This is a genomic window from Burkholderia sp. IDO3 (genome assembly GCF_003366075.1).
GTDB lineage: Bacteria > Pseudomonadota > Gammaproteobacteria > Burkholderiales > Burkholderiaceae > Burkholderia > Burkholderia anthina.
The window spans coordinates 534546-558037 of the sequence record NZ_CP028964.1 but is presented as its reverse complement, the minus strand read 5'-3'; the positions used below and the strand labels follow the sequence as shown (position 1 = coordinate 558037).

25 protein-coding genes are annotated in these 23492 nt (G+C 67.4%); 15 read left to right on the top strand and 10 right to left on the bottom strand.

Going from position 1 to position 23492, the window contains the following annotated elements; genetic code table 11:
• Nucleotides 1–88: 88 nt before the first annotated feature.
• From DCN14_RS34180 to hyfB, 6 genes are read right to left on the bottom strand one after another with little or no spacing between them, the layout of a single operon-like run.
• Nucleotides 89–604: a formate hydrogenlyase gene (locus DCN14_RS34180; RefSeq protein WP_096507016.1), complete on the bottom strand. Its 516-nt coding sequence runs from the start codon at nucleotides 602–604 to the stop codon at nucleotides 89–91.
• A complete protein-coding gene (locus DCN14_RS34175) occupies nucleotides 604–2166 on the bottom strand; it encodes an NADH-quinone oxidoreductase subunit C (protein WP_096507017.1) in 1563 nt (520 codons plus the stop codon). The genes DCN14_RS34180 and DCN14_RS34175 overlap by 1 nt, the downstream gene beginning before the upstream one ends.
• A gap of 3 nt (nucleotides 2167–2169) precedes the next feature.
• Nucleotides 2170–3633: a hydrogenase 4 subunit F gene (locus DCN14_RS34170; protein WP_096507018.1), complete on the bottom strand. Its 1464-nt coding sequence runs from the start codon at nucleotides 3631–3633 to the stop codon at nucleotides 2170–2172.
• Nucleotides 3626–4285 (bottom strand): formate hydrogenlyase, encoded by a 660-nt coding sequence (locus tag DCN14_RS34165; RefSeq protein WP_096507019.1) that lies wholly within the window; start codon nucleotides 4283–4285, stop codon nucleotides 3626–3628. Before DCN14_RS34165 ends, DCN14_RS34170 begins: the two co-directional genes overlap by 8 nt.
• Nucleotides 4286–5236 carry an NADH-quinone oxidoreductase subunit H gene (locus DCN14_RS34160; RefSeq protein WP_096507020.1) on the bottom strand — a complete coding sequence of 317 codons (951 nt, stop codon included), beginning with the start codon at nucleotides 5234–5236 and terminating at the stop codon, nucleotides 4286–4288.
• Nucleotides 5230–7236 (bottom strand): hydrogenase 4 subunit B, encoded by a 2007-nt coding sequence (hyfB, locus tag DCN14_RS34155; protein ID WP_096507021.1) that lies wholly within the window; start codon nucleotides 7234–7236, stop codon nucleotides 5230–5232. The genes DCN14_RS34160 and hyfB overlap by 7 nt, the downstream gene beginning before the upstream one ends.
• Before the next feature lie 244 nt (nucleotides 7237–7480).
• Between hyfB and DCN14_RS34150 the strand changes: the two genes are divergently transcribed.
• The 3 genes from DCN14_RS34150 (at nucleotide 7481) to DCN14_RS34140 (ending at nucleotide 8862) form a co-directional block, all read left to right on the top strand.
• Nucleotides 7481–8248: a YoaK family protein gene (locus DCN14_RS34150; RefSeq protein WP_096507022.1), complete on the top strand. Its 768-nt coding sequence runs from the start codon at nucleotides 7481–7483 to the stop codon at nucleotides 8246–8248.
• A gap of 40 nt (nucleotides 8249–8288) precedes the next feature.
• Nucleotides 8289–8552, top strand: coding sequence for an HPr family phosphocarrier protein (locus DCN14_RS38195; RefSeq protein ID WP_162826275.1), 264 nt, complete (start codon nucleotides 8289–8291; stop codon nucleotides 8550–8552).
• A 112-nt stretch (nucleotides 8553–8664) separates the two neighbouring features.
• Nucleotides 8665–8862 (top strand): ribbon-helix-helix protein, CopG family, encoded by a 198-nt coding sequence (locus DCN14_RS34140; RefSeq protein ID WP_096507023.1) that lies wholly within the window; start codon nucleotides 8665–8667, stop codon nucleotides 8860–8862.
• Between the two features lie 12 nt (nucleotides 8863–8874).
• Here DCN14_RS34140 and DCN14_RS34135 read toward each other — a convergent pair whose 3' ends face one another.
• Nucleotides 8875–9711 carry a fused MFS/spermidine synthase gene (locus DCN14_RS34135; RefSeq protein WP_096507024.1) on the bottom strand — a complete coding sequence of 279 codons (837 nt, stop codon included), beginning with the start codon at nucleotides 9709–9711 and terminating at the stop codon, nucleotides 8875–8877.
• Nucleotides 9712–9943: 232 nt separating this feature from the next.
• Here DCN14_RS34135 and DCN14_RS34130 point away from each other — a divergent pair, with 232 nt between their 5' ends.
• From DCN14_RS34130 to DCN14_RS38900, 5 genes are all read left to right on the top strand, one after another.
• Entirely contained in the window at nucleotides 9944–10390 is a 447-nt protein-coding gene (locus DCN14_RS34130) for a hypothetical protein (RefSeq protein ID WP_096507025.1), read from the top strand.
• 36 nt (nucleotides 10391–10426) lie between these two features.
• The gene (locus tag DCN14_RS34125) at nucleotides 10427–10690 is read left to right on the top strand and encodes an HPr family phosphocarrier protein (RefSeq protein ID WP_096507026.1); all 264 of its coding nucleotides are present in this window, start codon (nucleotides 10427–10429) and stop codon (nucleotides 10688–10690) included.
• Nucleotides 10691–10815: 125 nt separating this feature from the next.
• Entirely contained in the window at nucleotides 10816–11508 is a 693-nt protein-coding gene (locus tag DCN14_RS34120) for a fused MFS/spermidine synthase (RefSeq protein WP_240327507.1), read from the top strand.
• 48 nt (nucleotides 11509–11556) lie between these two features.
• Entirely contained in the window at nucleotides 11557–11778 is a 222-nt protein-coding gene (locus DCN14_RS34115) for a hypothetical protein (protein ID WP_096507028.1), read from the top strand.
• Nucleotides 11779–11843: 65 nt separating this feature from the next.
• Entirely contained in the window at nucleotides 11844–12317 is a 474-nt protein-coding gene (locus DCN14_RS38900) for a hypothetical protein (RefSeq protein WP_240327453.1), read from the top strand.
• Nucleotides 12318–12479: 162 nt separating this feature from the next.
• Here DCN14_RS38900 and DCN14_RS34105 read toward each other — a convergent pair whose 3' ends face one another.
• The gene (locus DCN14_RS34105) at nucleotides 12480–13787 is read right to left on the bottom strand and encodes an NtaA/DmoA family FMN-dependent monooxygenase (RefSeq protein WP_096507029.1); all 1308 of its coding nucleotides are present in this window, start codon (nucleotides 13785–13787) and stop codon (nucleotides 12480–12482) included.
• Nucleotides 13788–14125: 338 nt separating this feature from the next.
• Between DCN14_RS34105 and DCN14_RS34095 the strand changes: the two genes are divergently transcribed.
• The 7 genes from DCN14_RS34095 to DCN14_RS34065 all read left to right on the top strand — a co-directional run bounded on the left by DCN14_RS34095 (nucleotide 14126) and on the right by DCN14_RS34065 (nucleotide 22515).
• A complete protein-coding gene (locus DCN14_RS34095) occupies nucleotides 14126–15244 on the top strand; it encodes an MsnO8 family LLM class oxidoreductase (RefSeq protein WP_096507030.1) in 1119 nt (372 codons plus the stop codon).
• Nucleotides 15241–15816, top strand: a complete 576-nt coding sequence (locus DCN14_RS34090) for a GNAT family N-acetyltransferase (protein ID WP_096507031.1) — start codon at nucleotides 15241–15243, stop codon at nucleotides 15814–15816. The genes DCN14_RS34095 and DCN14_RS34090 overlap by 4 nt, the downstream gene beginning before the upstream one ends.
• Before the next feature lie 66 nt (nucleotides 15817–15882).
• Complete coding sequence (locus DCN14_RS34085; protein ID WP_096507032.1) at nucleotides 15883–17523, top strand: ABC transporter substrate-binding protein; 1641 nt, start codon at nucleotides 15883–15885, stop codon at nucleotides 17521–17523.
• A gap of 64 nt (nucleotides 17524–17587) precedes the next feature.
• On the top strand, nucleotides 17588–18598 hold the full coding sequence (locus DCN14_RS34080; RefSeq protein WP_096507033.1) for an ABC transporter permease: 1011 nt from the start codon (nucleotides 17588–17590) through the stop codon (nucleotides 18596–18598).
• A gap of 13 nt (nucleotides 18599–18611) precedes the next feature.
• Nucleotides 18612–19481, top strand: a complete 870-nt coding sequence (locus DCN14_RS34075; RefSeq protein WP_096507034.1) for an ABC transporter permease — start codon at nucleotides 18612–18614, stop codon at nucleotides 19479–19481.
• Nucleotides 19478–21154: an ABC transporter ATP-binding protein gene (locus DCN14_RS34070; protein WP_096507035.1), complete on the top strand. Its 1677-nt coding sequence runs from the start codon at nucleotides 19478–19480 to the stop codon at nucleotides 21152–21154. The genes DCN14_RS34075 and DCN14_RS34070 overlap by 4 nt, the downstream gene beginning before the upstream one ends.
• Nucleotides 21155–21180: 26 nt before the next feature.
• The gene (locus DCN14_RS34065; protein ID WP_096507036.1) at nucleotides 21181–22515 is read left to right on the top strand and encodes an LLM class flavin-dependent oxidoreductase; all 1335 of its coding nucleotides are present in this window, start codon (nucleotides 21181–21183) and stop codon (nucleotides 22513–22515) included.
• Nucleotides 22516–22631: 116 nt separating this feature from the next.
• Here the strand turns inward: DCN14_RS34065 and DCN14_RS34060 are convergent, their stop codons facing one another.
• Together DCN14_RS34060 and DCN14_RS34055 are read right to left on the bottom strand one after the other, a co-directional pair.
• Nucleotides 22632–22823, bottom strand: coding sequence for a DUF2909 domain-containing protein (locus DCN14_RS34060; protein WP_162826288.1), 192 nt, complete (start codon nucleotides 22821–22823; stop codon nucleotides 22632–22634).
• 17 nt (nucleotides 22824–22840) lie between these two features.
• Complete coding sequence (locus DCN14_RS34055; protein ID WP_096507038.1) at nucleotides 22841–23191, bottom strand: hypothetical protein; 351 nt, start codon at nucleotides 23189–23191, stop codon at nucleotides 22841–22843.
• Between the last annotated feature and the right edge of the window lie 301 nt (nucleotides 23192–23492).

The following is a 23492-nucleotide window of genomic DNA, read 5'->3' as shown; positions in this document are numbered from 1 at the left end:
AGCAACGTCGCCGACACCCGATGCCGGTCGTGCTCACCGCAGGAGCCAGCGAGGTCCCGCCGCTGAAGGATTGCCACGGGCGGCGGCTTCACGCTCCGCGCGATCGGCACGCCGTCAAAATGCCGCGCAGCAAATCGACCGGCGGCGGCGGACATCCGGGAATGGTCACATCGACGGGCAGGACCGACGAAACGGGGCCGCACACCGCATAGCTGTCGGCAAAGATGCCGCCCGTGCACGCGCACTCGCCGGCCGCGACGACCAGCTTCGGCGCCGGCGTCGCGTCGTACGCGGCAAGCAAGGCCGCCTTCATGTTCAGCGTGACGGGGCCGGTCACGAGCAGCAGGTCCGCATGGCGCGGGCTGGCGACGAATTTGATCCCGAGCCCTTCGATGTTGTAGTACGGGTTGTTCAGCGCGTGGATCTCCAGCTCGCAACCGTTGCACGAACCCGCGTCGATCTGCCGGATGCACAATGCGCGCCCGAGGAGGTCGAGAATGTCCTGACGAATCTGCTGCACCTCGTGTCGCCAGGCAGCTTCCGTGGCCGGCACGGGTTCATCGGGAAATTCGGTGCGCGCGAATTGACGGATGAGTTGCCACATCAGAGATCGTGCCCCGCGTAGTTCAGGTTGAACGATTTGTTGATCAGCGGGAAATCGGGAACGATGTTGCCGATGATCGCGTGCTCGAGCGCCGGCCAGTTCTGCCACGACGGATCGTGGCAATGGCAGCGGGCGATGGCATCGCCCGCTGCCGTCTCGAGCGCGACGAATATGTCACCGCGCCAGCCCTCCACCCAGCCGACGCCGCTGGATGGCGCCGTCGCGGGCGCGACGCCGGTGACGATCGGCCCGTCCGGAAGCGCCGCCAGCAGTGCACCGATCAGACGCAGCGATTCGTCGACTTCGGCAAACCGCACGGCGACCCGCGCGGCGACGTCGCCGCGCGCATCGCTTGCCGCCTTCACGGCCAGGTCGTGGTAAGGGGCCGGCCGCAGGTTCGCGCGCACGTCGAAGGTCTGGCCGCTGGCGCGGGCGGCCATGCCGCGCACGCCGAAATGCGCGACGACGTCGGCAGTCAGTCGACCGGTGCCGAGAAACCGGTCCTGCAGCCCGGACTGGTCTTCGTAGATCTTCCGCATCACGTGCACTTCGCGGGCGATGCGTTCGCACTGTTCGGCGAGGACCGCCGCGTCCTCGGGATGAATGTCGACGGCCAGCCCGCCCGGCACGATCCGGTCCATCAGGTATCGATGCCCGAAGATCCCGCCGTTGGTCCGTATCCAGTTCTCCTTGAGCCGCGAGAACTGCGCGAGACCGAACGCGAATCCGGCATCGTTGCCGAGCGCGCCCAGGTCGCCGAGGTGATTGGCGATGCGCTCGCGCTCGAGCAGGAGTGCGCGCAACGCCAGTGCACGCGCCGGCACGGCCGTGCCGCATGCCTGCTCGAGCGCCATGCAATAGGCCCACGAGAACGCGACGGTCGAGTCGCCGGCGATCCGGCCCGCGACGCGATGGCCGTTCGATGCGGCCGTCCGTTCGAACAGCCGTTCGACGCCGCGATGCGTATAGCCAAGCCGTTCCTCGAGTCGCAGCACCTTCTCGCCGACGACCGAGAACCGGAAATGGCCCGGCTCGATGGTGCCGGCGTGAATCGGTCCGACCGCGATTTCGTGCACACCGTCGCCGGCAACCTGCACGAACGGATAATCCGCTTCGTTCGATTCGAATCGCTCGATTCCGGTGGCCTGCTTGCGCAGTGGGAAATAGTCGCCGGGCCAGTTGCCGTGATTGAGCCACGGGCGCGTGTCACGCGCATCGCGCTCGCGCAGGCCGGTCAGGTCGAAAATCGCGCGCTGCATGCGTGCGGCGGCGGGAAACACGGCCGCGAGATCGGGATAGTCGCCGTCGGCCCGCGGTTGCCGCCCTGTCGCGAGACGGATCCACAGGAGCCCGTCGTCGCATTCGTACGCCGCGTTGACCGACAACACGCGCCCGGGCGTTTCGCCGGCCCACATCGCAACGAGCCGGCTTTGCTCCATCCGCGCGGCCTGTGCGATCTCGAGCCATCGCGGTTCGTCGACGTCGACCACCGTAGCCGGAACCTGGCCTGCCTCGTGCCGGAGGCGAATCGAGCCGTCCGCCTGAATCAAGTCGAGTCGCATCGCTTACCCCGCCAGCATCGTCGCAGCCTGGCGGTACCACATCGCCAGATAAGGCGGCACGTACAGCCCCAGCATCAGGCCGAGTCCCAGATGCACGAACACCGGCAGCAGTGCCGGCCGGTGTTCGAGCGGGGTCGCCGTCGTCGTTTCGCCGAACACCATCCGCTGCACGCGCGCGAAGATCGCCGCGAACGCGACGGCGAGCCCGAGCAGCAGCAACGGCGCGGTCCACGGGAGGGTGTTCATGGCCGTCGTCAGGATCAGGAATTCGCTCGCGAACACGCCGAACGGCGGCAGGCCGAGAATCGCAAGCGCGCCGAGCATCATCGCCCAGCCGACCGCCGGGCTGACCTGCAGCAGCCCGCGAATACCGTCGATCGCCTGCGTGCCGGCCTTCTGCGCGGCATGACCGACCGCGAAGAAGATCGCCGACTTGACGAGGGAATGAACCGTCATGTGCAGCAGCCCGGCGAACGTCGCGATCGGGCCGCCGAGCCCGAACGCGAACGTCATCAAGCCCATATGCTCGATCGACGAGTACGAGAACAGGCGCTTCACGTCCTTCTGCCGGAACAGCGAGAACGACGCGATCAAAACCGACACGAGCCCGAACCCGACCAGCAACCGCCCCGGCAGGCCGTTGCCGAGCGCGCCGTCGGCCAGCACCTTGCAGCGCAGCACCGCATACAGCGCGACGTTCAACAGCAGGCCGGACAGCACCGCCGAAATCGGCGTCGGACCTTCGGCATGCGCATCCGGCAGCCAGCTGTGCATCGGCACGAGGCCGACCTTGGTCCCGTAGCCGACCAGCAGGAACACGAAGGCGATCGACACGATCGTCGGGTCGAGCTGCGTCCTGACGGCGGCCAGGCTCGTCCACAGCAACGCGTCGCCGTCGGTCAGTTGCCGGCTCGCGGCGAGGTACAGCAGGATCGTGCCGAACAGTGCCTGGGCGATCCCCACGCCGCACAGGATGAAGTACTTCCATGCGGCTTCGAGGCTCGCGGCGGTACGGTAGACACTGACGAGCAGCACGGTGGCGAGCGTGGCGGCTTCCATGGCAACCCACAGCACGCCGACGTTGTCGGTCAGCAGCGCGAGCAGCATCGCGAACATGAAGAGCTGATACATGCTGTGATAGAGCCGCATCCGCGCGGTCGTCATCCGGCCGCGGGCTTCCTCGATCTGCATGTAGGGCCGGGAAAACAGCGACGTCGTCCAGCCGACGAACGCCGTGAGCGCAACGAGATAGACATTGAGCGGATCGACGAAAAACGCCCGTCCGAATGCGAACGACGGCCCGTGCTCGACGGTGCGCGCGGCAAGCACCAGCGTCGCCGCGAACGTCAGGAAGCTGAAGCCGACGTTCAGATGGCGCGCGACCCGGCTCGGCCGCACGCAGGCAAGGCACGCCGCGCCCGCGAGCGGCAGGCCCAGCACGGCGAGCACGACGTCGGCGTCATTCATCTTTGAGTTTCTCGAGGTGATGGATGTCCAGGCTGTCGAACTGCTCGCGAATCTGGAACATGAAGACGCCGAGGATCAGGATGCCGATCAGCACGTCGAGCCCGATGCCGAGCTCGACGATCATCGGCATGCCGTTGGTCGCGGCCGCCGCCGCGAAGAACAACCCGTTCTCCATCGACAGAAAGCCGATCACCTGCGGAATGGCCTTGGCGCGCGTGATCATCGTCATGAACGACAGCAGCACGCACGCAAGCGCAATGCCGAGCGTGCCGCGTGCGACCGAGGTCGCGAGCTGGCTGATCGGCGCGGCGACATTGAACGCGATGATCACAAGGACGATGCCGATCAGCAGCGTGGTCGGAATATTGATGAGCGGCTCGACGTCGGTCGTGACGTCGAGCCTGCGAACGAGCCGATACAGGAACCACGGGATCACGCCGACCTTCAGCACGAGCGTCAGCCCGGCGGACACATACAGGTGCACGTCGTTCGTGACGAAGCCGAGGATCAGGTTCGCCGACACGAGCGCGACGCCCTGTAGCGTATAGAGATGGATCAGCGACAGGATCCGGCGCTGGCTCAGCATCGCGAACGACAGCATCAGCAGCACGGCCGCGAGAAAATTGATCAGTTGCGTCGCGTAGCCGTGCATTCATGCCCCCAGCAGCAGGTGAACGAGCATGCCGATCACGGCCAGCAGGAAGGCGGTCGCCAGGAATTCCGGCACCCTGAAGAGGCGCATCTTCGCATTGGCCGTTTCGACCACGGCGAGCGCAACACCGCCCGCCGTCAGTTTGAGGAAGAGCACCGGCACCGCCAGCAGCAGCGCCACCGGATCGCCCGCATTCGCGATGCCCCAGGGCACGAACAGCGCGAGACCGATGCACGAATACGCGAACAGCTTGAGGCTTGCCGCCCACTCCATCAACGCAAGGTGCCGCCCCGAATATTCGAGGATCAGCGCCTCGTGGATCATCGTGAGCTCGAGGTGCGTGGTCGGATTGTCGACAGGCAGCCGCGCATTTTCGGCCAGCGCGACCAGCGTGAACGCAATGCCGGCGAACGCCAGGCTCGGATAGATCGTGAGTTCGCCTCGGCCGAGCGTCGCGACGATGCTCGTCAGCAGCGTCGACTGCGTAATCAGCGAGGCCGACAGGAGCACCATCAGCAGGGCCGGCTCCGCGAGGAAACCGATCAGCATTTCGCGGCGTGCGCCGAGCGTGCCGAACGCCGTGCCGGCGTCCATCGCCGCGAGCGACAGCGTGACGCGCGCGAGCGCAAACAGGCCGACGAGCGCGATCGCATCGGCGGCGGGCGACAGCGGCAACTCGGTCGACAGTGTCGGCACGATCGCGCACGCGAGCGTCATGGCGGCCCAGACGACATAGGGCGCGCCGCGGAACACGGGGCTCGCGCCGTGCGCGATGACCGACTCCTTGTTGAACAGCTTGTGAAGCATCCGGTAGGGTTGCCAGATGGACGGCGCACGCCGGTTCTGAAGCCACGCGCGGCATTGGTTGACCCAGCCCGTGAGCAACGGCGCGGCCGCGATCGCTATCACGATTTCGAGGGTCTGCGAGATGACGCCGGACAGGGTTACCATCGTCTCACCAACATCAGAAGCACGATCAGCACGACGAAACTGTATGTCAGGTAAACCGCGATCTTGCCTGTCTGCAGGCGGCCCGCCCAGTCGGCGGCGCGTTGCGTCAGTGCCGCGATGCGCGCGTAGAGTGCGGACCAGGTGCGATCGGTCACCGACACCCGGTAGGCCGGCTGTGCGTCGGACGGCGACGGCAGTTGCCGCTCGATGCGCAGCAGCGGCGCGAAGATTTCGCGGATCGGCTGCCCGAAGCCTTCCGCCGTATCCTGCATGCGCGCGGTCGTGAACGGGAAGCCGCAGCCCCACGGCGCCGCGCGGCGCAGCCGGCCGTGATAAAAACGCCGCACCAGCAGCCACGCGAGCCCGCAGCAGGCGATGAAGAACAGCATGAACGCGGCGGGCATGTAGCTGGCACGAGCGGCCGACACGGGCGCGAACAGCAGCCAGCCATGATTGGCCGCGCCGACGCCGGCCCCGACCAGCGTGTGCGTGACGCGATCCAGCAGCTTGACGAATTGCGCGGGCATCAGCCCGAGCAGCACGCTGGCGGCCGCGAACCAGCAGAACGCGAGCCGTTCCCACGTGTTCGCGTCGCGGGCGCGGTTCAGCTTCGCTTCTCTCGGTTGCCCGAGGAACACGATGCCGAAGAACTTGACCATCGTGTAGCCGGCCAGCGCGGCCGACATGGCGACCAGCGCGGCGGCGATCGGCACCGTCATGGCGAGCACCGAATCGGGCAACTGCGGCGCGAACAGAAAACCCTGCAGCAGCAGCCACTCGGCCACGAAACCGCTGAGCGGCGGCAGGCCCGCGCTCGCCGCGACGCCCGCGAGTACCGCCCATGCGGTCCACGGCATGAAGCGAATCAGCCCGCCGAGCTTGCCGAGGTTGCGCTCGCCCGTAGCATGGAGCACGGCGCCCGTGCCCAGGAACAGCAGGCTCTTGAACGCCGCATGCGCGACGATCTGATAGAGCATCGCGGTCAAGGCGAGCGCGGACAGGCTCGTCATCCCGTACGCGCGAAACAGCACCGCGAGACCGAGCGCGACGATCATCAGGCCGATGTTGTCGATCGACGAATAGGCGAGCAGGCGCTTCATGTCGACCTGGATGGTGCTGAACACCACGCCGAGCAGCGCGGTGCCTATGCCGAGCACGAGCAGCAGCACGCCCCACCACGCCATCTGCACGTGCAACAGGTCGAACAAGACGCGCAGCAGGCCGTACAGACCGACTTTCAGCACGAAGCCGCTGAGGAGCGCCGAGACCGGCGACGGCGCCGCGGGATGGGCCTCCGGCAGCCACACATGCAGCGGGAAGATCCCGGCCTTCGCGCCGAACCCGACGAGCGCGAACAGGAACGCGAACGATGCGGGGAGCGAATCCAGCGACTGCGCGCGCAGGTTAGCGAAGGTGTAGTCGCCGGTGCGCGCCTGCAGAATGCCGAAGCAAAGCAGCAGCGCGAGCGCGCCGACGTGCGAGATCAGGAAATACAGATAACCCGCCCGGCGGATTTCGCCGATCCGGTGGTTGGTCATCACGAGAAACGTCGCGGACAGCGTCAGCGTCTCCCAGGCGACCATGAACACGTACGCATCGTCAGCGATCAGCACCAGTGCGATGCTCGCGACGCAGACATGGTATTCGAAGCAGATCAGCCCGGGCGCGGCCCCTTCGCCCTTGCGGAAATAGCCGGCCGAAAAGGCGCCGATCCCCGTGCTGACGAGGCCGAGCACGAACAGGAAATAGCCGGACAAGCGGTCGAGACGCAGATGAAAGGGCAAGCCGGGAAGCCCGATCGGCAGCACCGCCGAAGAGGGCTCGGCAAAGATGCCGGCGAGGCCCGCCGCGCCGACGAGCAGCCCGGCCAGTGCGCCGAGCGGAAACAGGCCGTGGGCCACCAGTCGCGTGCGATGCAAGGCCCCGAGCCCCAGCGTACCGACCGCGAGCCACGCGGCCACGGCCAGCAGGACGAAATGGACGACCGGCACGGGTGCCATCCGGAATGTCTCCAGTACGCTCGGGTTGGACGAGGTGGTTGAAATGGCCGCGGCTCCCGCGACGTATTCCTGTCCGCATTATGACACCGAAAATCAAATCTGGATAACAAGGTATGATAATGCCGTTATCATATAAACCTCATGCTTCCCCGGATGGAACGGATGGCCGCGACGATGGGTCGCGGCGCTCCGGGCTCCGTTCATGGCGTCATTGCCCCGACCCTGGCGACTGAGGAAAGACCCTATGCCAGCGCAGTACTTCCGAAGCCTGACGGGAAAACACCGCAGTGCGGCCGCGAACCGCCAGCTCGGGTTTTCGCTTGCCTTTATCGCCGGCGCCGCCAATGCCGGCGGTTTTCTTGCGGTCAGGCAGTACACGTCGCACATGAGCGGAGTCGTGTCGACGATCGCGGATCAGGCGGCGCTCGGCGACGTCCGGCTCGTGCTGGCCGGCATCGGCTCGCTGGCGTCGTTTCTGGTCGGCGCCGGGTGCTCGGCGGTGCTCGTCAATTGGGGGCGTCGCCGCAGCCTGCAGAGTCAGTATGTGCTGCCGCTGCTGGTCGAAGCCGCACTGCTGCTGTTGTTCGGGCTGCTCGGCAGCCACCTCGCGCTCTGGGAAGCGTTCTTCATGCCAGTCACGGTGATCCTGCTGTGCTTCATCATGGGGCTGCAGAACGCGATGATCACGAAGCTGTCGGGGGCGGAAATCCGCACGACGCACATGACGGGCATCGTGACAGATCTCGGCATCGAGCTGGGCAAGCTCTTTTACTGGAATCGCTCGCATGCCGATGTGCACGCGCAGGCGGTGATCGCCAACCGCGCGAAGCTCAGGATTCACGGAACGATGCTGACGTCGTTCTTCGTCGGCGGCCTGGCCGGCGCAATCGGCTTCAAGCATGTCGGCTACGTCTCGACCGTGCCGCTCGCCGCGGCGCTCGTCACGCTGGCGATCGTGCCCATTGTGGACGACGTGCTTGAATATCTCTACCGGCTTGACCGCAGGTCATGAGCCGGCACAACGCGAAACGCAACCCGACTTCGGAGAACGCATGGTCGAAGAGCAAGTTCATGTCGGCGGACGCCTGGGTCTGAACGGGCACCGCTCCGCCCTCGTTGCGGCGACGGCGTCGCGCTACGCAAGCGAGGTCGCCTGCACGTCGCAAGGCAGAACGGCCAACGCCAAGGACGTGATGTCCGTGATGACCTTGTGCGTCCCCTCCGGCGCCCTGGTTCATGTCACGGCAATCGGCGCCGACGCGAGCGAGGCCGTTCGCGCGTTGGTCAACGTCCTGTCGGCGGCGGATCCTGCCTGAGGCGCTGCCGCCGAACCCGCTCGACACGCGGGCGCCGCACGCCGTCCGGTGCCGCTCGCCAAGGGCCAATGCATTATAATTCGATTAGCATATTTGCCGACTCTGCCCCGCAATGGAAACGAAAACCGCACGCTTGACCATCCTGATCGATCCCGCCAAGAAAGCCGCGTTCGACATGCTTTGCGCGGCGCAGGATCTGACGCCGTCGCAAGTCGTGCGGCAGTTGATTCGCGAATATCTCGATCAGCACGGCGTGAACTACAAGACAAAAAGCCCGCTCAGCAAGCGGGTGAAGCGAAGCGCGGCCTGAGCTCGAGGCAGTTCAGGCGCCGATTTCCCAGTGCGCGTGCCCCTGCGCATGCCAGATCAATCGTTTCGGGTCCAGGCGCTCCCCTTCCTTCAGGCGCCGGGCGATCGACGAGAGCTTGAGTTCGCCGGCAAAAGCAAACGAAAGCACGCGCTCGAACAGCACTCGCCGGGACGGCAGTCGAAGCGGCCCTTTCCAGGCAAAGGCGACGAAGTTGCTGTCGTCCTCGCATCGGACCACCGCATACGAAAGACCGAACACGGCGCTTAGCCGCTCGATGTAAGCGGGCAGCGACGGATCGTCGTCCGTGAGGTTGATTGCGAGCACCCCCGCATCGCTCAACCGCTCGCGACAGGCGGTAAAGAACGCGACATCCGCGCACCGGCTCGGCATCCCTTCCGCGACAAAGGCATCCAGGAGGATCACATCCGTGCGGACGTCCTCCCGGGTCACGTACTCCGCGCCATCCGCACAGATCACCTTGAACCGGGCATCGTCCGCGGGAATCCTGAACACGTCGCGCAGTGCGATGACTTCCGGATCGATTTCGACCGCGTCGATGGCGACGTCGGGCAGATGCCGATAACAGAACTTCGCCAGCGAGCCTCCGCCGAGCCCGATCATGCAGATGTGTCTTACGGCCGGGTACAGCAGCAGACATCCCATCATGGTTCGCGTGTAGCCGAGTGCAAGCTTGTCCGGCGTGCGCAGCGACATGAAGCTTTGGGTGGCCAGGTGATCGAAGTGCAGCGAGCGTGCATGCTGCGTCTCCAATACATACGGGCGCCCGTCGTTCAACGGGGTCGACAGAAATTTGACGAACGCATCGTAGGAGGTTCGATCCTGCTCCATGCTCGATAGCCCAGGTAAGCAAATAGTGGGTGGGATCCCCCGTGGCGAACCGCAACGGCAATCGCGTTCGCCATCGGTGAGCGCGCGGCACGTCATCGGCTCGCGGACGGGCCGACGACTGAGCAAGCGCACACACCATTATAATGCAATACACATTTCCTTAACGTCGCCTTATAATGTCTGCCAACCGCCGTTCGCCGGAATTGCGGGCGAATTTGCGGAGGTAGTCGACATGTTCGATATGGATGGGATGCTGCTGTTGCCCGATCGGCGCCCCGTATCCCTGCTGGAGGTCGCGGGAAGTCAGGGGCTTGTCGTGGTGGGCGTGGGGCGCGGCGGCGAGCGCGGCTTCCAGATGGTTCACCGCTTCCACGATGCGGGTGAACGGCTGGCGGCAGCCGGTATCCATCTGGCCTTCGTTTATCCGAGGGAGTCGGCCCGGCATGTGATGGATCCGATCTCGGTGGCCAGTGCGCGATTCCGCCACCACCCGCGCCTGCTGCTCGACGTGGATGGCTGCTGTTTCGCGCAGGGCGTGTCTCCTCGATTGCTGAAGGCGGTGTATCTGGGCGAGGAAATGAAGCGTCTCGCCGGCCTCGATATCGATGTGCGCAACGCCGCATGGGAAATGGAGTTCCAGGCGTTTCTGATGGCCTGCCAGCTCGCTCCGTCCCACTGAATACCACGATCCAATCTCACGGCATACGCGAGGAACATGGCAACCGTCGTCTATTTCGAAATAGGTTCCGCATGGAGCCGGAACGGTGCGGCGTCCGTGCGCGATGAGCTGGTGGACACGGCGCGCCGTTTCGACAGCGACATCCTGCTGATCGCGAACGGGCGCCACGGGAATGCAAAGGATGGCATGGCCATCTCGTCGCTGCAGGTACGGCGCGGCACGTCCGCGCAAGTCCTCGCCAGCGGCCCGGACGAAGAGGCAGCGCTGCACGCGCTTTTGCCCTTGCTGCAGGAGGGCTGACCCGCGTGCCACCTGTCGATCTCCCGTACCTGGGCCTGCGCTCGGCGTCCCCGGCCCAGGCCGCCGACAAGCCGATCGTCGTGGAAACCGAGCATCTCGTCTCGCTGTGCTTCGACGGCCGCGGCATGCAGAGCACCATGCTGCGGGCGGCCCCGGATGCCCTCGCACTCGGTTACACGCGCACGATGATGGGCTTCCTGTTGCTTCAGCCGGAACCCGCCCGCGTGGGCTTGATCGGGCTCGGCGGCGGTTCGCTGGTGAAGTATTGCCATCGGAACCTGCCGAACACCCATCTCACGGCAATCGAAATCAATCCGGACGTGATTGCCCTTCGCGACCGGTTCCACATTCCGCCCGACGACGAACGACTGACGATCATCTGCGCGGATGCGGCGCAGCACTTGTCGACGACCGCGCACACATTCGATGCCCTGTTGCTGGATGGTTTCAATGCGGATGGCACGCCGTCGGAACTCTGCAGCGCCGCGTTCCATGACACCTGTCGCGCGCGCCTGAACGACGACGGCGTGCTTGTCGTCAATCTGCTGGGCGACGATCCGCGCCTGGGCGATCGTCTCGCGAGACTTCATGCAACGTTCGGTTCTTCGGTCGCACTCGCACCGGCCGAGGACAGCGCGGGCAACGTGATCGCCTTCGCGTGGAAGCACGACGCACCGCTACCGTCGCTTGAAACATTGATTGAACGTGCGGATCGACACCGTGGACAGCACGGCATCGACCTCGTTGAGGCGGCCGTACGCATCGAGGTCGGCGCCGGTTACGACTGGACGCGCCTGAGTGCGTGTCTTGCCGTTTGAGTCCGGACATACCGCGCACCTGATCATGATCACATTTCTGGAGAAGCCATGAGCGAAAACGAAACTTCGACTGTTCCGACCATCTCGGCATCCGCGATCTGGGCACTGGAGCGCCTGGCCGATATTCGCTACGGTCGCGATACGCCCGCGCTTGGCTGGTCCATCACCCGGGAGCTCATCGGCGCCGGATTTGTGCGCTATCCGACGAACGGTCGCGGCAGCGTTTCGATTACGGCGGCCGGACAGACGTTCCTGAAGAACCGGAAATAGTTTTTGCCGACGTCACTCGAGAATCGCACGGTCGACATGACAAAAGGCTGAACGTGCTTTCCTGCTTGCGGTCCCTTGTCGCGCGACGCAAATCCCGACGGCTTCCCGCGATTCATTTTCAATCCCGGCCGATCGCGATCGAGCCGGGCATCGACCATGCGCGCCATTCGGGCTGGGAAGTCGTGATCCTGGCGGCGTCGGGCGACACCGTCGGCACGGCGATATACAGTCTGGCGCCACGAACCGATCGGGTCTACATCCATCGACTGGACATTTGCCCGTCGATGAGACGCCGCGGCCATGGTCTCGCCTTCCTGTCGTATCTGCATCGAACGTATCAGTTGCCGATTACCGCCATTGACGCACCGCCGGATGCCCGATCGTTCTGGTGCGCCGCGAGCGCCTTTCGATCCGGCGCATTGCGGGTAACGCCCGGGCAATCCTCCGATGCGTTTCGCGACGAACTGATTCAATGGCAGCATCGGCAGGCGGAAATACTCGGCTTGCGCCCCCCGTCAGCGGAATCATCGGATACCTAAACGAGCTGACGTGTGTGCTCGCAAGCACCGCGCCGGCCCTGTCGACAGTCGTCCCGCTCCACGCGGCAAACGCCGGCGGGGCACGGCCACCCGGTCGCGGGACGACGATCACGCCGCCTGCGCAATCCATGCAGCGGCCGCGGCGCACGCGGCCACGTTCGCTCACGCCGTCGCGGCTTCGCGCTGCAACGCCGGCAGCTCCAGATTCGCGCGGAAATCGCCGCCGACATAGTCGGTGTCGAGCAGCTCGCGCCGACGCAACTCGGGAAGCAAACCGTTGAGCAGCAAATCCTCCTGATCGGGCTGGCCGAGCCCGTGCAGCGACAGCACGTCGACGAGCCCCGCGCGATAGCGCGCTTCGATCGCATCGACGAGTTGCGCCGGCGTGCCGGCGACGAACCAGTGGCCGGTCTCCTGCGCGCGGATGATCAGCTCGCGCAGCGTGAGCCGCTGGCGCGCATAGCCGATGAAGATAGCCACGCGTCCGCGGCGGCGCTGCACGCTGTCGATCTCCGGCAGCAGCGATTCCGGTAGCGGCTGGTCGAGCGGCAGATCGCGCAGGTCAATGCCGCCGCCGAGCATGTCGGCGAGTTTCAGCCGGCCTTGTTCGTAGTCGATGCGTTCGTGCTTGTCGCGCAGCCGCCGCGCGACGTCGGCATCGGATTCGCCGATCACCGAATGAAACGAGTTCATCACGAGCGGCAGCCGGTCGCCGCGGCCGAATGCAACGGCCTGCCGGTGCAGCTCGGCAACGAACGTGCGCGCATCGTCGAGCGTCGGCTGCGACGTGTAGACGACTTCGGCGTACCGCGCGCCGAGCGATACGCCGCTGGCCGACTGCCCGGCCTGAAACAGCACGGGCCTGCGCTGCGACGACGGCGGCACGTTCAGCGGCCCCTGCACCTGGAAGTGCTCGCCGCGGTAGTCGATCGCACCGAGCTTGCGCGGATCGACCGAGACGCCGCCTGACGGAGCGCGGCGCGTCGCGGCCGGGTCATTCGCGTCGAACAGCGCGTTGACGACCTCGACGAATTCGGCCGCGCGCGCATACCGCCGTTCCGGATCGGGCAGCGCCGCGTCGCCGAAATTCTCCTCGCCGACCGACGACGTCACCGCGTTCCACGCGGCGCGGCCGCCGCTCACATGATCGAGCGTGCCGATCAGCCGTGCGAGGTTGTATGGATGGTGATAGGTCGTCGACACCGTCGCGACGAGCCCGATGGCCGAAGTCGCCTGGCTCAGCGCCGCGAGCGCGACGATCGGCTCCTGGCTGCCCGTGCTGCCGGCGAGGCCGGCCGAATCGGCCTGCAGCAGATCGGCGGTGAAAAGGCCGGTGATCTTCTCGGCTTCGGCCTTGCGCGCGAGCGCTGCCGCGCGTCGCACGCCCTGCGCCACATCCGCATCGCCGGGCGCGTACAGCACGCTCGCGGCCCCGACGAGCGTCTTCAGTCGTCTGCGCGCGCCGCTCATGATGCGGCTCCGGTCGTCGCGCGACGGCGTGCGGTGCGCGCCGCGCGTCGTTCACCCTGGTCGTTCATCTGCATTCCTTGAGATTCCGGTCGGTCGGAGGACGCATGCCGGCGTCGCGACGGCGAGCGCGCTCGCGCCGGATCGGCCGGCATGCTCCGGCAACGCGCCGCGAGGCGCGCAGCCAATGACCATAACGCAAGCCCCCCGGTCGGCCGGAACCAATATTTTCGGCTTTCGATATTCTTCTTGATTGTTTGACCGCGCGAACGGCAGCGAAAAATAATTCGTCATGCCAACCCGTTGATCAGGCCGCTTCGACCCGCGCCGATCGCATCATCATGACGTTCGACGCCACTCGCTCCGATTCCGCTTTGTCCGCCCTGCCGTTCCGCTTGAGCGTGCTCGACAAGAGCCCCGTTGCGCCGGGAGAAACCGCCGCCGACGCACTGGCGCGCAGCGTCTCGCTCGCGCGCTTCGCCGATGCCGCCGGCTATCACCGCTACTGGCTCGCCGAGCATCACAACACGGCCGCGCTCGCGTGCCCGTCGCCGGAGATCCTGATCGCGCACGTGCTGGCCCATACCCGGCGTATCCGCGTCGGATCGGGCGGCGTGATGCTGCAGCACTACAGTCCGTACAAGATCGCGGAAAATTTCAACCTGCTCGCGTCGCTCGCGCCGGGCCGCGTCGATCTCGGCATCGGCAAGGCGCCGGGCGGCCTGCCGCTGTCGACGCGCGCGCTGCAGGCCGGCTACGATCCGGCGCGCCGCCCGTCGTTCGCCGATCTCGCCGACGAACTGAATCGTCATCTTCAACACACGGACATCCCGCACGACGCATCGGACGACGCGGCTTCGCTGCACGCGACGCCGCGCCCGCCAGCGCCCGCACACCCGTTCCTGCTCGGCGCAAGCGCGGAAAGCGCGACGCTCGCCGCGACGCTCGGCTGGGCGTTCGTCTATGCGTCGCATCTGAACGCATCCGCGACGGACCTGGAACGCGCGTTCGATACGTACCGCCGCGCGTCCGGCGGGCGCACGCCGCTGCTAGCGGTCTCCGCGATCGTCGCGTCGACGCGCGACGCAGCCGCGCAACTGGCGAGCGGCCATCAGGGCTTTCGCGTGCAGGTCGGCGACACGCCGGCCGTCAACGTCGGCAGCCTCGAACAGGCACACGCATACATCCGTCAGGCAGGCAACGGCCCGCACCGGATCGAGCCGCGCGAAACGCGAATCGTGCACGGCACGCGCGACGACGTACTGCGCGAGCTCGACACGCTGCATCGTCGCCACGGGATCGACGAATTCGTCGTCGACACGCCGCTCGCCGACGCCGCACCGCGAATTGCGTCGCTGCGGCTGCTGGCCGGCGCGGCGGCGCTGAACGCACCGGACTCGCGAGACTCGAGCGCGCACACGGCCGCCTGCCAGCCGGACTTCGAAGGCGCCGCGCCATGACCGACACGATCCGCATCGCCGGCGCCGACGACGTGCCGGCCCTCTATGCATTGCTGCAGGACGCCTACGCACCGCTCGTGCCGCAAGGCGTGCACTTCACGATCACGCGCTCGCCGATCGAACGGGTCGCGCAAGCCGTCGCGCGCGAAACGACGTTCGTGCTGGAGCAGACGGCACCCGACGGCCGCGCGGCCCTCGCGGCCACGTTGACCGTGCGGTTTCCGTGGGTATCCGGCGAACGCCATCGCACGCCGCATCCGTTCCTGCACTGGTTCGCGGTCGCGCCGGCGTTCAAGCGGCAAGGGCTCGGGCACGCGCTGCTCGAACACGTCGAGACGCAGTTCCTGACCGCGCAGGTCAAGGCGCCCGCGACGTATCTCGCGACCGCGACCCATCATCCGTGGCTGCAGTCGTACTACGAGCGCGGCGGCTACGTGCCGTTCGATCGCTCGACGAACGCGCTCGGCACGCCGCTCGTCTGGCTCAGAAAAATCCTGATCCCGGAGCTCTACGAGGGTCCGGCGACGGCCGACACCGCGCCGGACGGCCTGCGTCTCTCCGCGAACGCGTAACGCGCGGGCTCACCCTGCTTCGCATCCTGCATCCCCTGCCCTCCCTCTCGTGAAAGGCTTCAACGCATGACTCTCGCATTTCCGGATTCCGCTTTCCGCGCGTCGCGCCGCGCCGCCTCGACCGCCCTGCTGCTCGCCGTCGCGATGCCGCATGCGGCGTTCGCCCAGGGCGCGCCCGTCTCCGGCGGCACGCTGACCTGGGGCGTCGAAACGGAGCCCCGCACGCTGAATCCGCAACTGAACGGCCAGGACAAGGTCGAGCTGCTGCTGCGCAACGCCTATGAAAGCCTGCTCGCGCAGAAGCCCGACGGCAGCTACGTGCCGTGGCTCGCGACCGGCTACAAGGTCTCGGCCGACGGCAAGACCTACACGTTCACGCTGCGCGACGGCGTGAAGTTCACCGACGGCGCGCCGTTCGATGCGCAGGCCGTCGCCCGCAACTTCCTGAACGCGCGCGAGCTGTCCTATTCGGCCGGCAGCCAGCTGGCACAGCTGATCTCGCACGTCGCGGACGTGAAGACGCCGGACGCGCATACGGTCGCGATCACGCTCGACGCGCCGTATGCGCCGTTCCTGACATTCGCCGGCCGTCTGCCGCTGCTGTCGCCGAACGCGTTCGGCCGGCCGAGCCTGAAGTCGGGCGGTACGGACATCGCGGGCACCGGCCCGTTCATCCTCAAGCGCTACGTGAAAGGCCAGGAAATCGAGTTCGCGAAGAACCCCGACTATCGCTGGGCGCCACCGACGGCGGGCCACCAGGGCCCCGCGTACCTCGACCGGGTGGTTTACCGGTTCCTGCCCGAATCGTCGGTGCGCACCGGCGCGCTGTTGTCCGGCCAGGTCGACGTGATCGAAGGCGTGTCCGGCAACGACGCTGCGCTGATCCGCAAGAACGCCGACTTCACGTACCGCCGCGCGCTCAACACCGGCACGCCCTACTCGCTGTTCCTGAACGTCGACTACGGCCCGACCCGCGACGTGAAAGTCCGCCGCGCGCTGCTCGAAGGACTCGACGCGACCGGTATCGTGCAGTCGATCTACCGCGGCGAGCGCACGCGCGCGTGGGGCATCACGTCGCCGATCGATCCGCTCTACGACGCCGCCGTCGAAAAGACCTACGGCAACAATCCGGCGCTCGCGAACCGGTTGCTGGACGAAGCCGGCTGGCAGGCACGCGACGGCAGCGGCTACCGGACCCGCAACGGCGAACGCCTGACGATCGCGGTGATCCAGGCGCAGGCGACGGTGCGCGACCAGCGCGACGTGCTGCTGCAGGCACTGCAGGCGCAAGCCCGGCAACGCCTCGGCGTCGACCTGAAGATCCAGTACGTCGACGACGGCACGTACGTCGAAGCGCGCAAGAGCGGCAAGTTCGGCTCGATCGCGAACTCGAACACGCCGCCCGACGGCATCGACATCGAAGGCCACTACCTGCCGGTCGGTCACGGCGGCGCGCTGAACTACAGCCGTGCATCGGCGCCCGAGCTCACACGCTGGCTGCAGGCGGCCGCGCGCACGCAGAACGTCGCGCAGCGCAAGCAGCTGTACGGCGAACTGCAGCACTTCGCGATCAACGAGCAGGCGTACGCGGTGCCGCTGTACGAGCCCGAGGATCAGATCGCGGCCGCGAAGGCAGTCCAGGGGCTGCGCTTCCGCTCGTTCGCGCAGATGCCCGAAAACCCGTACGACGTGTGGGTGAAGAAGTAAGCCGGCGCGCAGCGCGCCCGCCTTTGCATCACGGTTCGCGCCGATCCGACAGGAGATTTTCCAAATGAACCATTCGACCTCCGCGCCCGTCTCCGTCCCCGACACGCTGCCGGCCGCGCCGTCGCCGGCCGCATGGCGCCGCTGGGCGGGTTCGCCGGTCGTCACGCGGCTTGCCACCGGCGTGCTCGTGCTGTGGGCCGCGGTCACGCTGTCGTTCGCGGCCGTGCATCTCGCGCCGGGCGACATCGTCGGCATCCTGGTCGGCGAGCAGGTGAGCACGCCCGAGATCGAAGCCGCGATCCGCCAGGAATGGGGGCTCGACGAACCGCTCGCGCTGCAGTACGTGCATTACCTGTGGCGCGTGCTGCACGGCGACTTCGGCCGCTCGTACATCCTGAACACCGACGTCGCGCCGCTCGTGCTCGGCCAGCTGTGGCCGACGCTGAAACTGACGGGCGCGGCGCTCGTCGTGACGATCGTGTTCGCGGTGGGCCTCGCGGTGCTGACGGCCGGCCGCCGCTGGGCGGGGCGCGCCGCATCCGGCGTCGAACTGCTGCTGGCATCGACGCCGTCGTTCTGGCTCGGGATCATGCTGCTGTTCGTGTTCAGCTTCACGCTGAAGCTGTTCCCGGTGGCGGGCGATCGCGGCTTCGCGTCGCTCGTGCTGCCCGCGCTGTCGCTGGGGCTCGCGCAGGGCGCGGTGATCGGCCGCGTGCTGCGGCAAGGCATCGAGCGCGCGCTCGACGAGCCGTATGCGCTGACGGTGCGTTCGTGGGGGATCGGCGGGCTCGCGCTGCGCGTGCGCCATGCGCTGCGCCACGCGGCGCTGCCGGCCGTCACGCTCGCCGGCTGGCTCGTGGGCGGCCTGCTGAGCGGCGCCGTGATCACCGAGCAGGTGTTCGGCCGGCCGGGCCTCGGCAAGGTGACGGTCGACGCGGTGCTGTCGAAGGACATGCCGGTGATCCTCGCGATCGCGATCCTGTCGGCCGCGATCTACGTCGCGCTCAGCACCGCCGTCGATCTGCTGTACCTGCTGATCGATCCCCGCCTGCGCGAACGCCGCGCACGGCATTGAACCGGAGGCACCGATGTCCACTCCCGTCGCCCTCGCATTGCACCCGCGCGCGGCACGCAGCACGGCCGGCTGGCTGTACCGCCATCCGGGGCTGGCGCTCGCCGCCGTCTATCTGCTGCTGAACGTCGTCGCCGTCGTTGCGCCCGGCTGGCTCGCGCACTCCGATCCGCTCGCCGCCGATCCGCTGTCCGCGCAGCTCGGCAGCAGCGCCGGGCACTGGCTCGGCACCGACCAGCTCGGCCGCGACATCTACTCGCGCGTCGTGTATGGCGCACGCTACTCGCTGTCGATCAGCATGGCCGCGATCGGCGTCGCGACGCTGTTCGGCACCGCGCTCGGGCTGCTCGCCGGGCTCGCCCGCGGCTGGCTCGACGAGCTGATCACGCGCTTGCTCGACGTCGTGTCCGCGTTCCCCGACCTGCTGCTCGCGCTGATGCTGATCTCGTTCACCGGCCCCGGCGCGGTGAACCTGGTGTTCGCGCTCGGCGTCGCGTCGGTGCCGCGCTTCGCGCGCGTCGTGCGTGCGCAGACCTTCGTCGTCGCGTCGTCCGGCTACGTCGAGCACGCGCGCACGCTCGGCCTCCCGCCGGCGGTGCTGGTCTGGCGGCACGTGCTGCCGCACGCGATCGCGCAGGTGCCGGTACTCGCGACGGTCGGCCTCGGCACCGCGATCATCGGCGCGTCGGGGCTGAGCTTTCTCGGCATGGGGCCGCAGCCGCCGGCAGCCGAATGGGGGCTGATGCTCGCCGAAGGCCGCAACTATCTGTACAACGCATGGTGGATTGCCGTGTGGCCCGGCCTCGCGATCACCGCGGCCGTGATCGCGGTGAATGCGCTCGGCGGCTACTGGCAGGCGCGCTTCGAGCGCCGGGAGGCGGCATGAGCACGGTCGAAATCGGGCCGCAGCCGACGCCCGCGCGTGGCGCGCCGGTGGTCCGTATCGAGCAGCTGACCGTCGGGTTCCGCGGCGTGCGCGGCACGCAGCCCGTCGTCGGACCGCTCGACCTCACCCTGCATGCCGGCGAATGCGTCGCGCTGGTCGGCGAGTCGGGTTCCGGCAAGTCGGTTACCGCGCGCAGCCTCGTCGGGCTGAACGGCCCGCATGCCGCGATCGACGCGGCGCGCTTCGACATCGCCGGCACCGACGTGCGCCGCCATCGCGAACGCGACTGGCGCGCGATTCGCGGCCGCCGGATCGGCTATGTGCTGCAGGACGCGCTGGTGTCGCTCGATCCGCTGTGGCGCGTGCGCGACCTCGTCGCCGAAGCGCTGCACGACACGCGGCGGCGCGATGTCGCCGCGCGCAGCGCCGACCTGCTCCGCTCGGTCGGCATCGACGATCCCGAGCGGCGGCTGCCGCAGTATCCGCACCAGTTGTCGGGCGGCTTGCGGCAGCGCGTGCTGATCGGCACCGCGATCGCGGGCGGCGCGTCGCTGCTGATCGCCGACGAGCCGACCACCGCGCTCGACATGACCGTGCAACGCCAGATCCTGTCGCTGCTGCGCGCGCGCCGCGATGCCGGCGACGCGGTGCTGCTGATCAGCCACGATCTCGCCGTCGTCGCCGAACTGGCCGACCGCGTGCTCGTGATGCGCGGCGGCCGGATCGTCGAGCAAGGGCCGGCACGCGACGTGCTGAGCGCGCCGACGCATCCGTACACGCGCCAGTTGCTCGCGGCGATTCCCACTGCCGCGTCGCGCGGGTACCGGCTCGCGGCCACCGCGCGCGTGCCGCTGCCGCCGAAACGCATCGATACGGGCGCGCCGGTGCTCGCCGTCGACGCGCTGACGAAACGCTACGGCGGCCGCGACACGCCGGCCGCGGTCGACGGCGTGTCGTTCACGCTCGCACGCGGCGAGACGCTCGGCATCGTCGGCGAATCCGGCTCCGGCAAATCCACGGTCGCGCGGATCGTGCTCGGGCTCGTCGAACCGGACGGCGGCACCGTCGCGCTCGACGGCCAGCCGTGGAACGGCGTGCCGGAAGCCGCGCGGCGTGCCCGCCGCGCGCGGCTGCAATTGATCGCACAGGATCCGTACAGCTCGTTCGACCCGCGCTACGCGGTCGGACAGATCGTCGGCGAAAGCCTCGATGCGGCCGGTATCCACGGCGACGCGCGGCGTCGGCGCGTGCTGCAACTCCTCGACGAAGTGCAGCTCGGCGCCGGTTGCATCGACCGGTATCCGCGCGAACTGTCCGGCGGCCAGCGGCAGCGCGTCGCGATCGCGCGCGCGTTCGCGTCGAATCCCGCGCTGCTCGTCGCGGACGAGCCCGTCAGCGCGCTCGACGTGTCGATCCAGGCGCAGGTGCTGGACCTGCTCGCCGACCTGCAGGCCGAGCACGGCACCGCGATGCTGTTCATCTCGCACGACCTCGGCGTGGTGCATCACGTCGCCGACCGGATTCTCGTGATGCGCGGCGGCCGCGTCGTCGAAAGCGGCCCGGTCGACCGGGTGTTCGGCGCGCCGTCGCACCCGTACACCGCGTCGCTGCTCGACGCGCTGCCGACCCTGCCCGACGCGCCGGCAGCATCGCCGCTGCCCGCCCTCGCCTGACCTTTGCCCTTCACCGAGCCGCTGCCATGAGCCCATCGACTTCCGCTTCTCCCCGCCAGATCCATCTCGGCGCCATCATCCAGGGCGCATCCGGCAACATGTCCGCGTGGCGGCACCCGGACGCGGTCGCCGACGCGAGCATCAGCGTCGACTTCGTCCGCACGCTCGCGAAACAGGCCGAAGCCGCGAAATTCGACCTGCTGTTCGTCGCCGACGGGCTGCACATCAACGCGAAGTCGATCCCGCACTTCCTGAACCGTTTCGAGCCGCTCACGCTGCTGTCGGCGCTCGCGCTCGTCACCGAACGGATCGGGCTGGTCGGCACGCTGTCGACGTCGTACAGCGATCCGTTCACCGTCGCGCGGCAGTTTTCGAGCCTCGACCACCTGAGCGACGGCCGCGCCGGCTGGAACGTCGTCACGTCGCCGCTCGAAGGTTCCGCGAAGAATTTCTCGCGCGCCGCGCACCCGGAGCACGCGCTGCGCTACCGGATCGCGTCGGAATTCCTGACGGTGACGAAAGGGCTATGGGATTCGTGGGAGGACGACGCGTTCGTGCGCGACAAGGCAAGCGGCGTGTTCTTCGATCCGGACAAGCTGCACACGCTGAATCATGTCGGCGAATTTTTCTCGGTGGCCGGGCCGCTGAACATCGGCCGCTCGCGGCAAGGGCGCCCGATCCTGTTCCAGGCCGGCGCGTCCGACGACGGCAAGGGCGTCGCGGCCGAGCATGCGGATGCGATCTACACGCGCCAGGAGACGATCCCGCTCGCGCAGGCGTTCCATGCGGACGTTCAGCGACGGCTCGCCGCGCACGGCCGCGCGCCCGACAGCCTGAAGGTGTTCCAGGGGATCAGCGTGATCGTCGCGGCGTCGGCCGCCGATGCGGAAGCGCAATACCAGGACACCGCCCGGCTCGTGACGATCGACAACGCGCTCGACTATCTCGGCCGCTACTTCGATCACCACGACTTTGCGCAATACGCGCTCGACGCGCCGTTCCCCGATCTCGGCGAACTCGGCAGCAACCAGTTCCGCAGCACCACCGACGCGATCAAGCGCGACGCGGCCGCGCGCGGCCTGACGTTGCGCGAGGTGGCGCTCGAAGCGGCCACGCCGCGGCCCGCGTTCGCGGGCACGCCCGAACAGGTCGCCGACGGGTTGCAGGCGTGGGTCGACGCGCGCGCCGCCGACGGCTTCATCGTGCGCGGCGGCACGCCGACCGCGTTCGCGGAATTTGCGTCGAAAGTCGTGCCGATCCTGCAGGAGCGCGGCGCGTACCGGCGCGATTACGACGGCACGACGCTGCGCGAACACCTCGGGCTGCCGTATCCGTCGAACCGCTACGCGCAGGCGGCGTAAGCATCGGCGGTGCCGGCTCGCCGGCTTGCCGGCTTCGGTCGGCTTCGGTCGGCTTCGAACCGACTCCGCCCGGCCCGCTCATGCTGCCGGGCGGGCATGCGCGGGCGCACCGCGCATCACCGCCCGATCGGCAGCCCCGTCGGCTCGATCCACCCGAGCCGGTACGCGATCAGCAGCGCCAGAAACAGCGTGATCGACAACCCGACGCGCGCCGCGAGCGACCACGCCATCCGCTTGCTCGTCCCGCGATCGTGATTCATGAAATACAGCGCGAAAATCAGGCTCGCGACAATCAGCGCGAACGCCATCGAAACCAGTGCAATCTTCACTGTTGATGCTCCTCCAGGCCCGCATCGGCCTTCAGCAGTTCGGCCAGCCGCTGCCGCTCGGCGGCGACGTCGGCAACGCCCGATGCCGGCCAGTCCAGCGCCACGCCATTGCCCAGCGAATCGCGCACCAGCGTCTGGTAGTGCCGGTCGCTGATCCGGCCCTCATCCATCGCTTCCGCGATCTCATGTCTGAACGGTAGCGGAAAGCTCGCGTATCCGCGCGACAGCGCCGCATATTGCCGCGCGTCGACTTCTTTCGACGAAGGGATGACGGCCCACACCACGACGGCCACGATGGCCGTAAACGGGATAGCCGTGTAGCGAAGAACGAACTTGATCGGGGTCATGACGCGGATATCGAAGTGACGGCAAACACGTGCCGTGTGAAACCGGAAGCAGCCGGACGACCGGTCGCGCAGACGACGCAGCCGCCCGGGGCAACCCAGGGCCGCAACGTCGGCCGACATTGTACTCAAGGCCAAATTCGGGTAACAGATTATGATAATTTAATTATCATATACGATTGACGATTCGAGCAACCCGGCGCGCCGGCATGGCTCGATCGCCGACGTTGAGCCGACGCATGCGCTCGATGCCCTATTCCGGACGTGACGCCGGGAACAGATGTATTATAATTTGATTAACATA

Excerpts from the sequence above, each read along its gene's own strand:
- DCN14_RS34135 (WP_096507024.1), bottom strand. The coding sequence starts at position 9,711 with ATGGAGCAGGATCGAACCTCCTACGATGCGTTCGTCAAATTTCTGTCG.
- DCN14_RS34175 (WP_096507017.1), bottom strand. The coding sequence starts at position 2,166 with ATGCGACTCGACTTGATTCAGGCGGACGGCTCGATTCGCCTCCGGCAC.
- DCN14_RS34090 (WP_096507031.1), top strand. The coding sequence starts at position 15,241 with ATGACCGACACGATCCGCATCGCCGGCGCCGACGACGTGCCGGCCCTC.
- DCN14_RS34170 (WP_096507018.1), bottom strand. The coding sequence starts at position 3,633 with ATGAATGACGCCGACGTCGTGCTCGCCGTGCTGGGCCTGCCGCTCGCG.
- DCN14_RS34165 (WP_096507019.1), bottom strand. The coding sequence starts at position 4,285 with ATGCACGGCTACGCGACGCAACTGATCAATTTTCTCGCGGCCGTGCTG.
- DCN14_RS34125 (WP_096507026.1), top strand. The coding sequence starts at position 10,427 with ATGGCAACCGTCGTCTATTTCGAAATAGGTTCCGCATGGAGCCGGAAC.
- DCN14_RS34055 (WP_096507038.1), bottom strand. The coding sequence starts at position 23,191 with ATGACCCCGATCAAGTTCGTTCTTCGCTACACGGCTATCCCGTTTACG.
- DCN14_RS34060 (WP_162826288.1), bottom strand. The coding sequence starts at position 22,823 with ATGGCGTTCGCGCTGATTGTCGCGAGCCTGATTTTCGCGCTGTATTTC.
- DCN14_RS34150 (WP_096507022.1), top strand. The coding sequence starts at position 7,481 with ATGCCAGCGCAGTACTTCCGAAGCCTGACGGGAAAACACCGCAGTGCG.
- DCN14_RS34080 (WP_096507033.1), top strand. The coding sequence starts at position 17,588 with ATGAACCATTCGACCTCCGCGCCCGTCTCCGTCCCCGACACGCTGCCG.
- DCN14_RS34115 (WP_096507028.1), top strand. The coding sequence starts at position 11,557 with ATGAGCGAAAACGAAACTTCGACTGTTCCGACCATCTCGGCATCCGCG.
- DCN14_RS38195 (WP_162826275.1), top strand. The coding sequence starts at position 8,289 with ATGGTCGAAGAGCAAGTTCATGTCGGCGGACGCCTGGGTCTGAACGGG.
- DCN14_RS34105 (WP_096507029.1), bottom strand. The coding sequence starts at position 13,787 with ATGAGCGGCGCGCGCAGACGACTGAAGACGCTCGTCGGGGCCGCGAGC.
- DCN14_RS34130 (WP_096507025.1), top strand. The coding sequence starts at position 9,944 with ATGTTCGATATGGATGGGATGCTGCTGTTGCCCGATCGGCGCCCCGTA.
- DCN14_RS34075 (WP_096507034.1), top strand. The coding sequence starts at position 18,612 with ATGTCCACTCCCGTCGCCCTCGCATTGCACCCGCGCGCGGCACGCAGC.
- DCN14_RS34085 (WP_096507032.1), top strand. The coding sequence starts at position 15,883 with ATGACTCTCGCATTTCCGGATTCCGCTTTCCGCGCGTCGCGCCGCGCC.
- hyfB (WP_096507021.1), bottom strand. The coding sequence starts at position 7,236 with ATGGCACCCGTGCCGGTCGTCCATTTCGTCCTGCTGGCCGTGGCCGCG.
- DCN14_RS34065 (WP_096507036.1), top strand. The coding sequence starts at position 21,181 with ATGAGCCCATCGACTTCCGCTTCTCCCCGCCAGATCCATCTCGGCGCC.
- DCN14_RS34140 (WP_096507023.1), top strand. The coding sequence starts at position 8,665 with ATGGAAACGAAAACCGCACGCTTGACCATCCTGATCGATCCCGCCAAG.
- DCN14_RS34070 (WP_096507035.1), top strand. The coding sequence starts at position 19,478 with ATGAGCACGGTCGAAATCGGGCCGCAGCCGACGCCCGCGCGTGGCGCG.
- DCN14_RS34160 (WP_096507020.1), bottom strand. The coding sequence starts at position 5,236 with ATGGTAACCCTGTCCGGCGTCATCTCGCAGACCCTCGAAATCGTGATA.
- DCN14_RS34180 (WP_096507016.1), bottom strand. The coding sequence starts at position 604 with ATGTGGCAACTCATCCGTCAATTCGCGCGCACCGAATTTCCCGATGAA.
- DCN14_RS34095 (WP_096507030.1), top strand. The coding sequence starts at position 14,126 with ATGACGTTCGACGCCACTCGCTCCGATTCCGCTTTGTCCGCCCTGCCG.
- DCN14_RS34120 (WP_240327507.1), top strand. The coding sequence starts at position 10,816 with ATGCAGAGCACCATGCTGCGGGCGGCCCCGGATGCCCTCGCACTCGGT.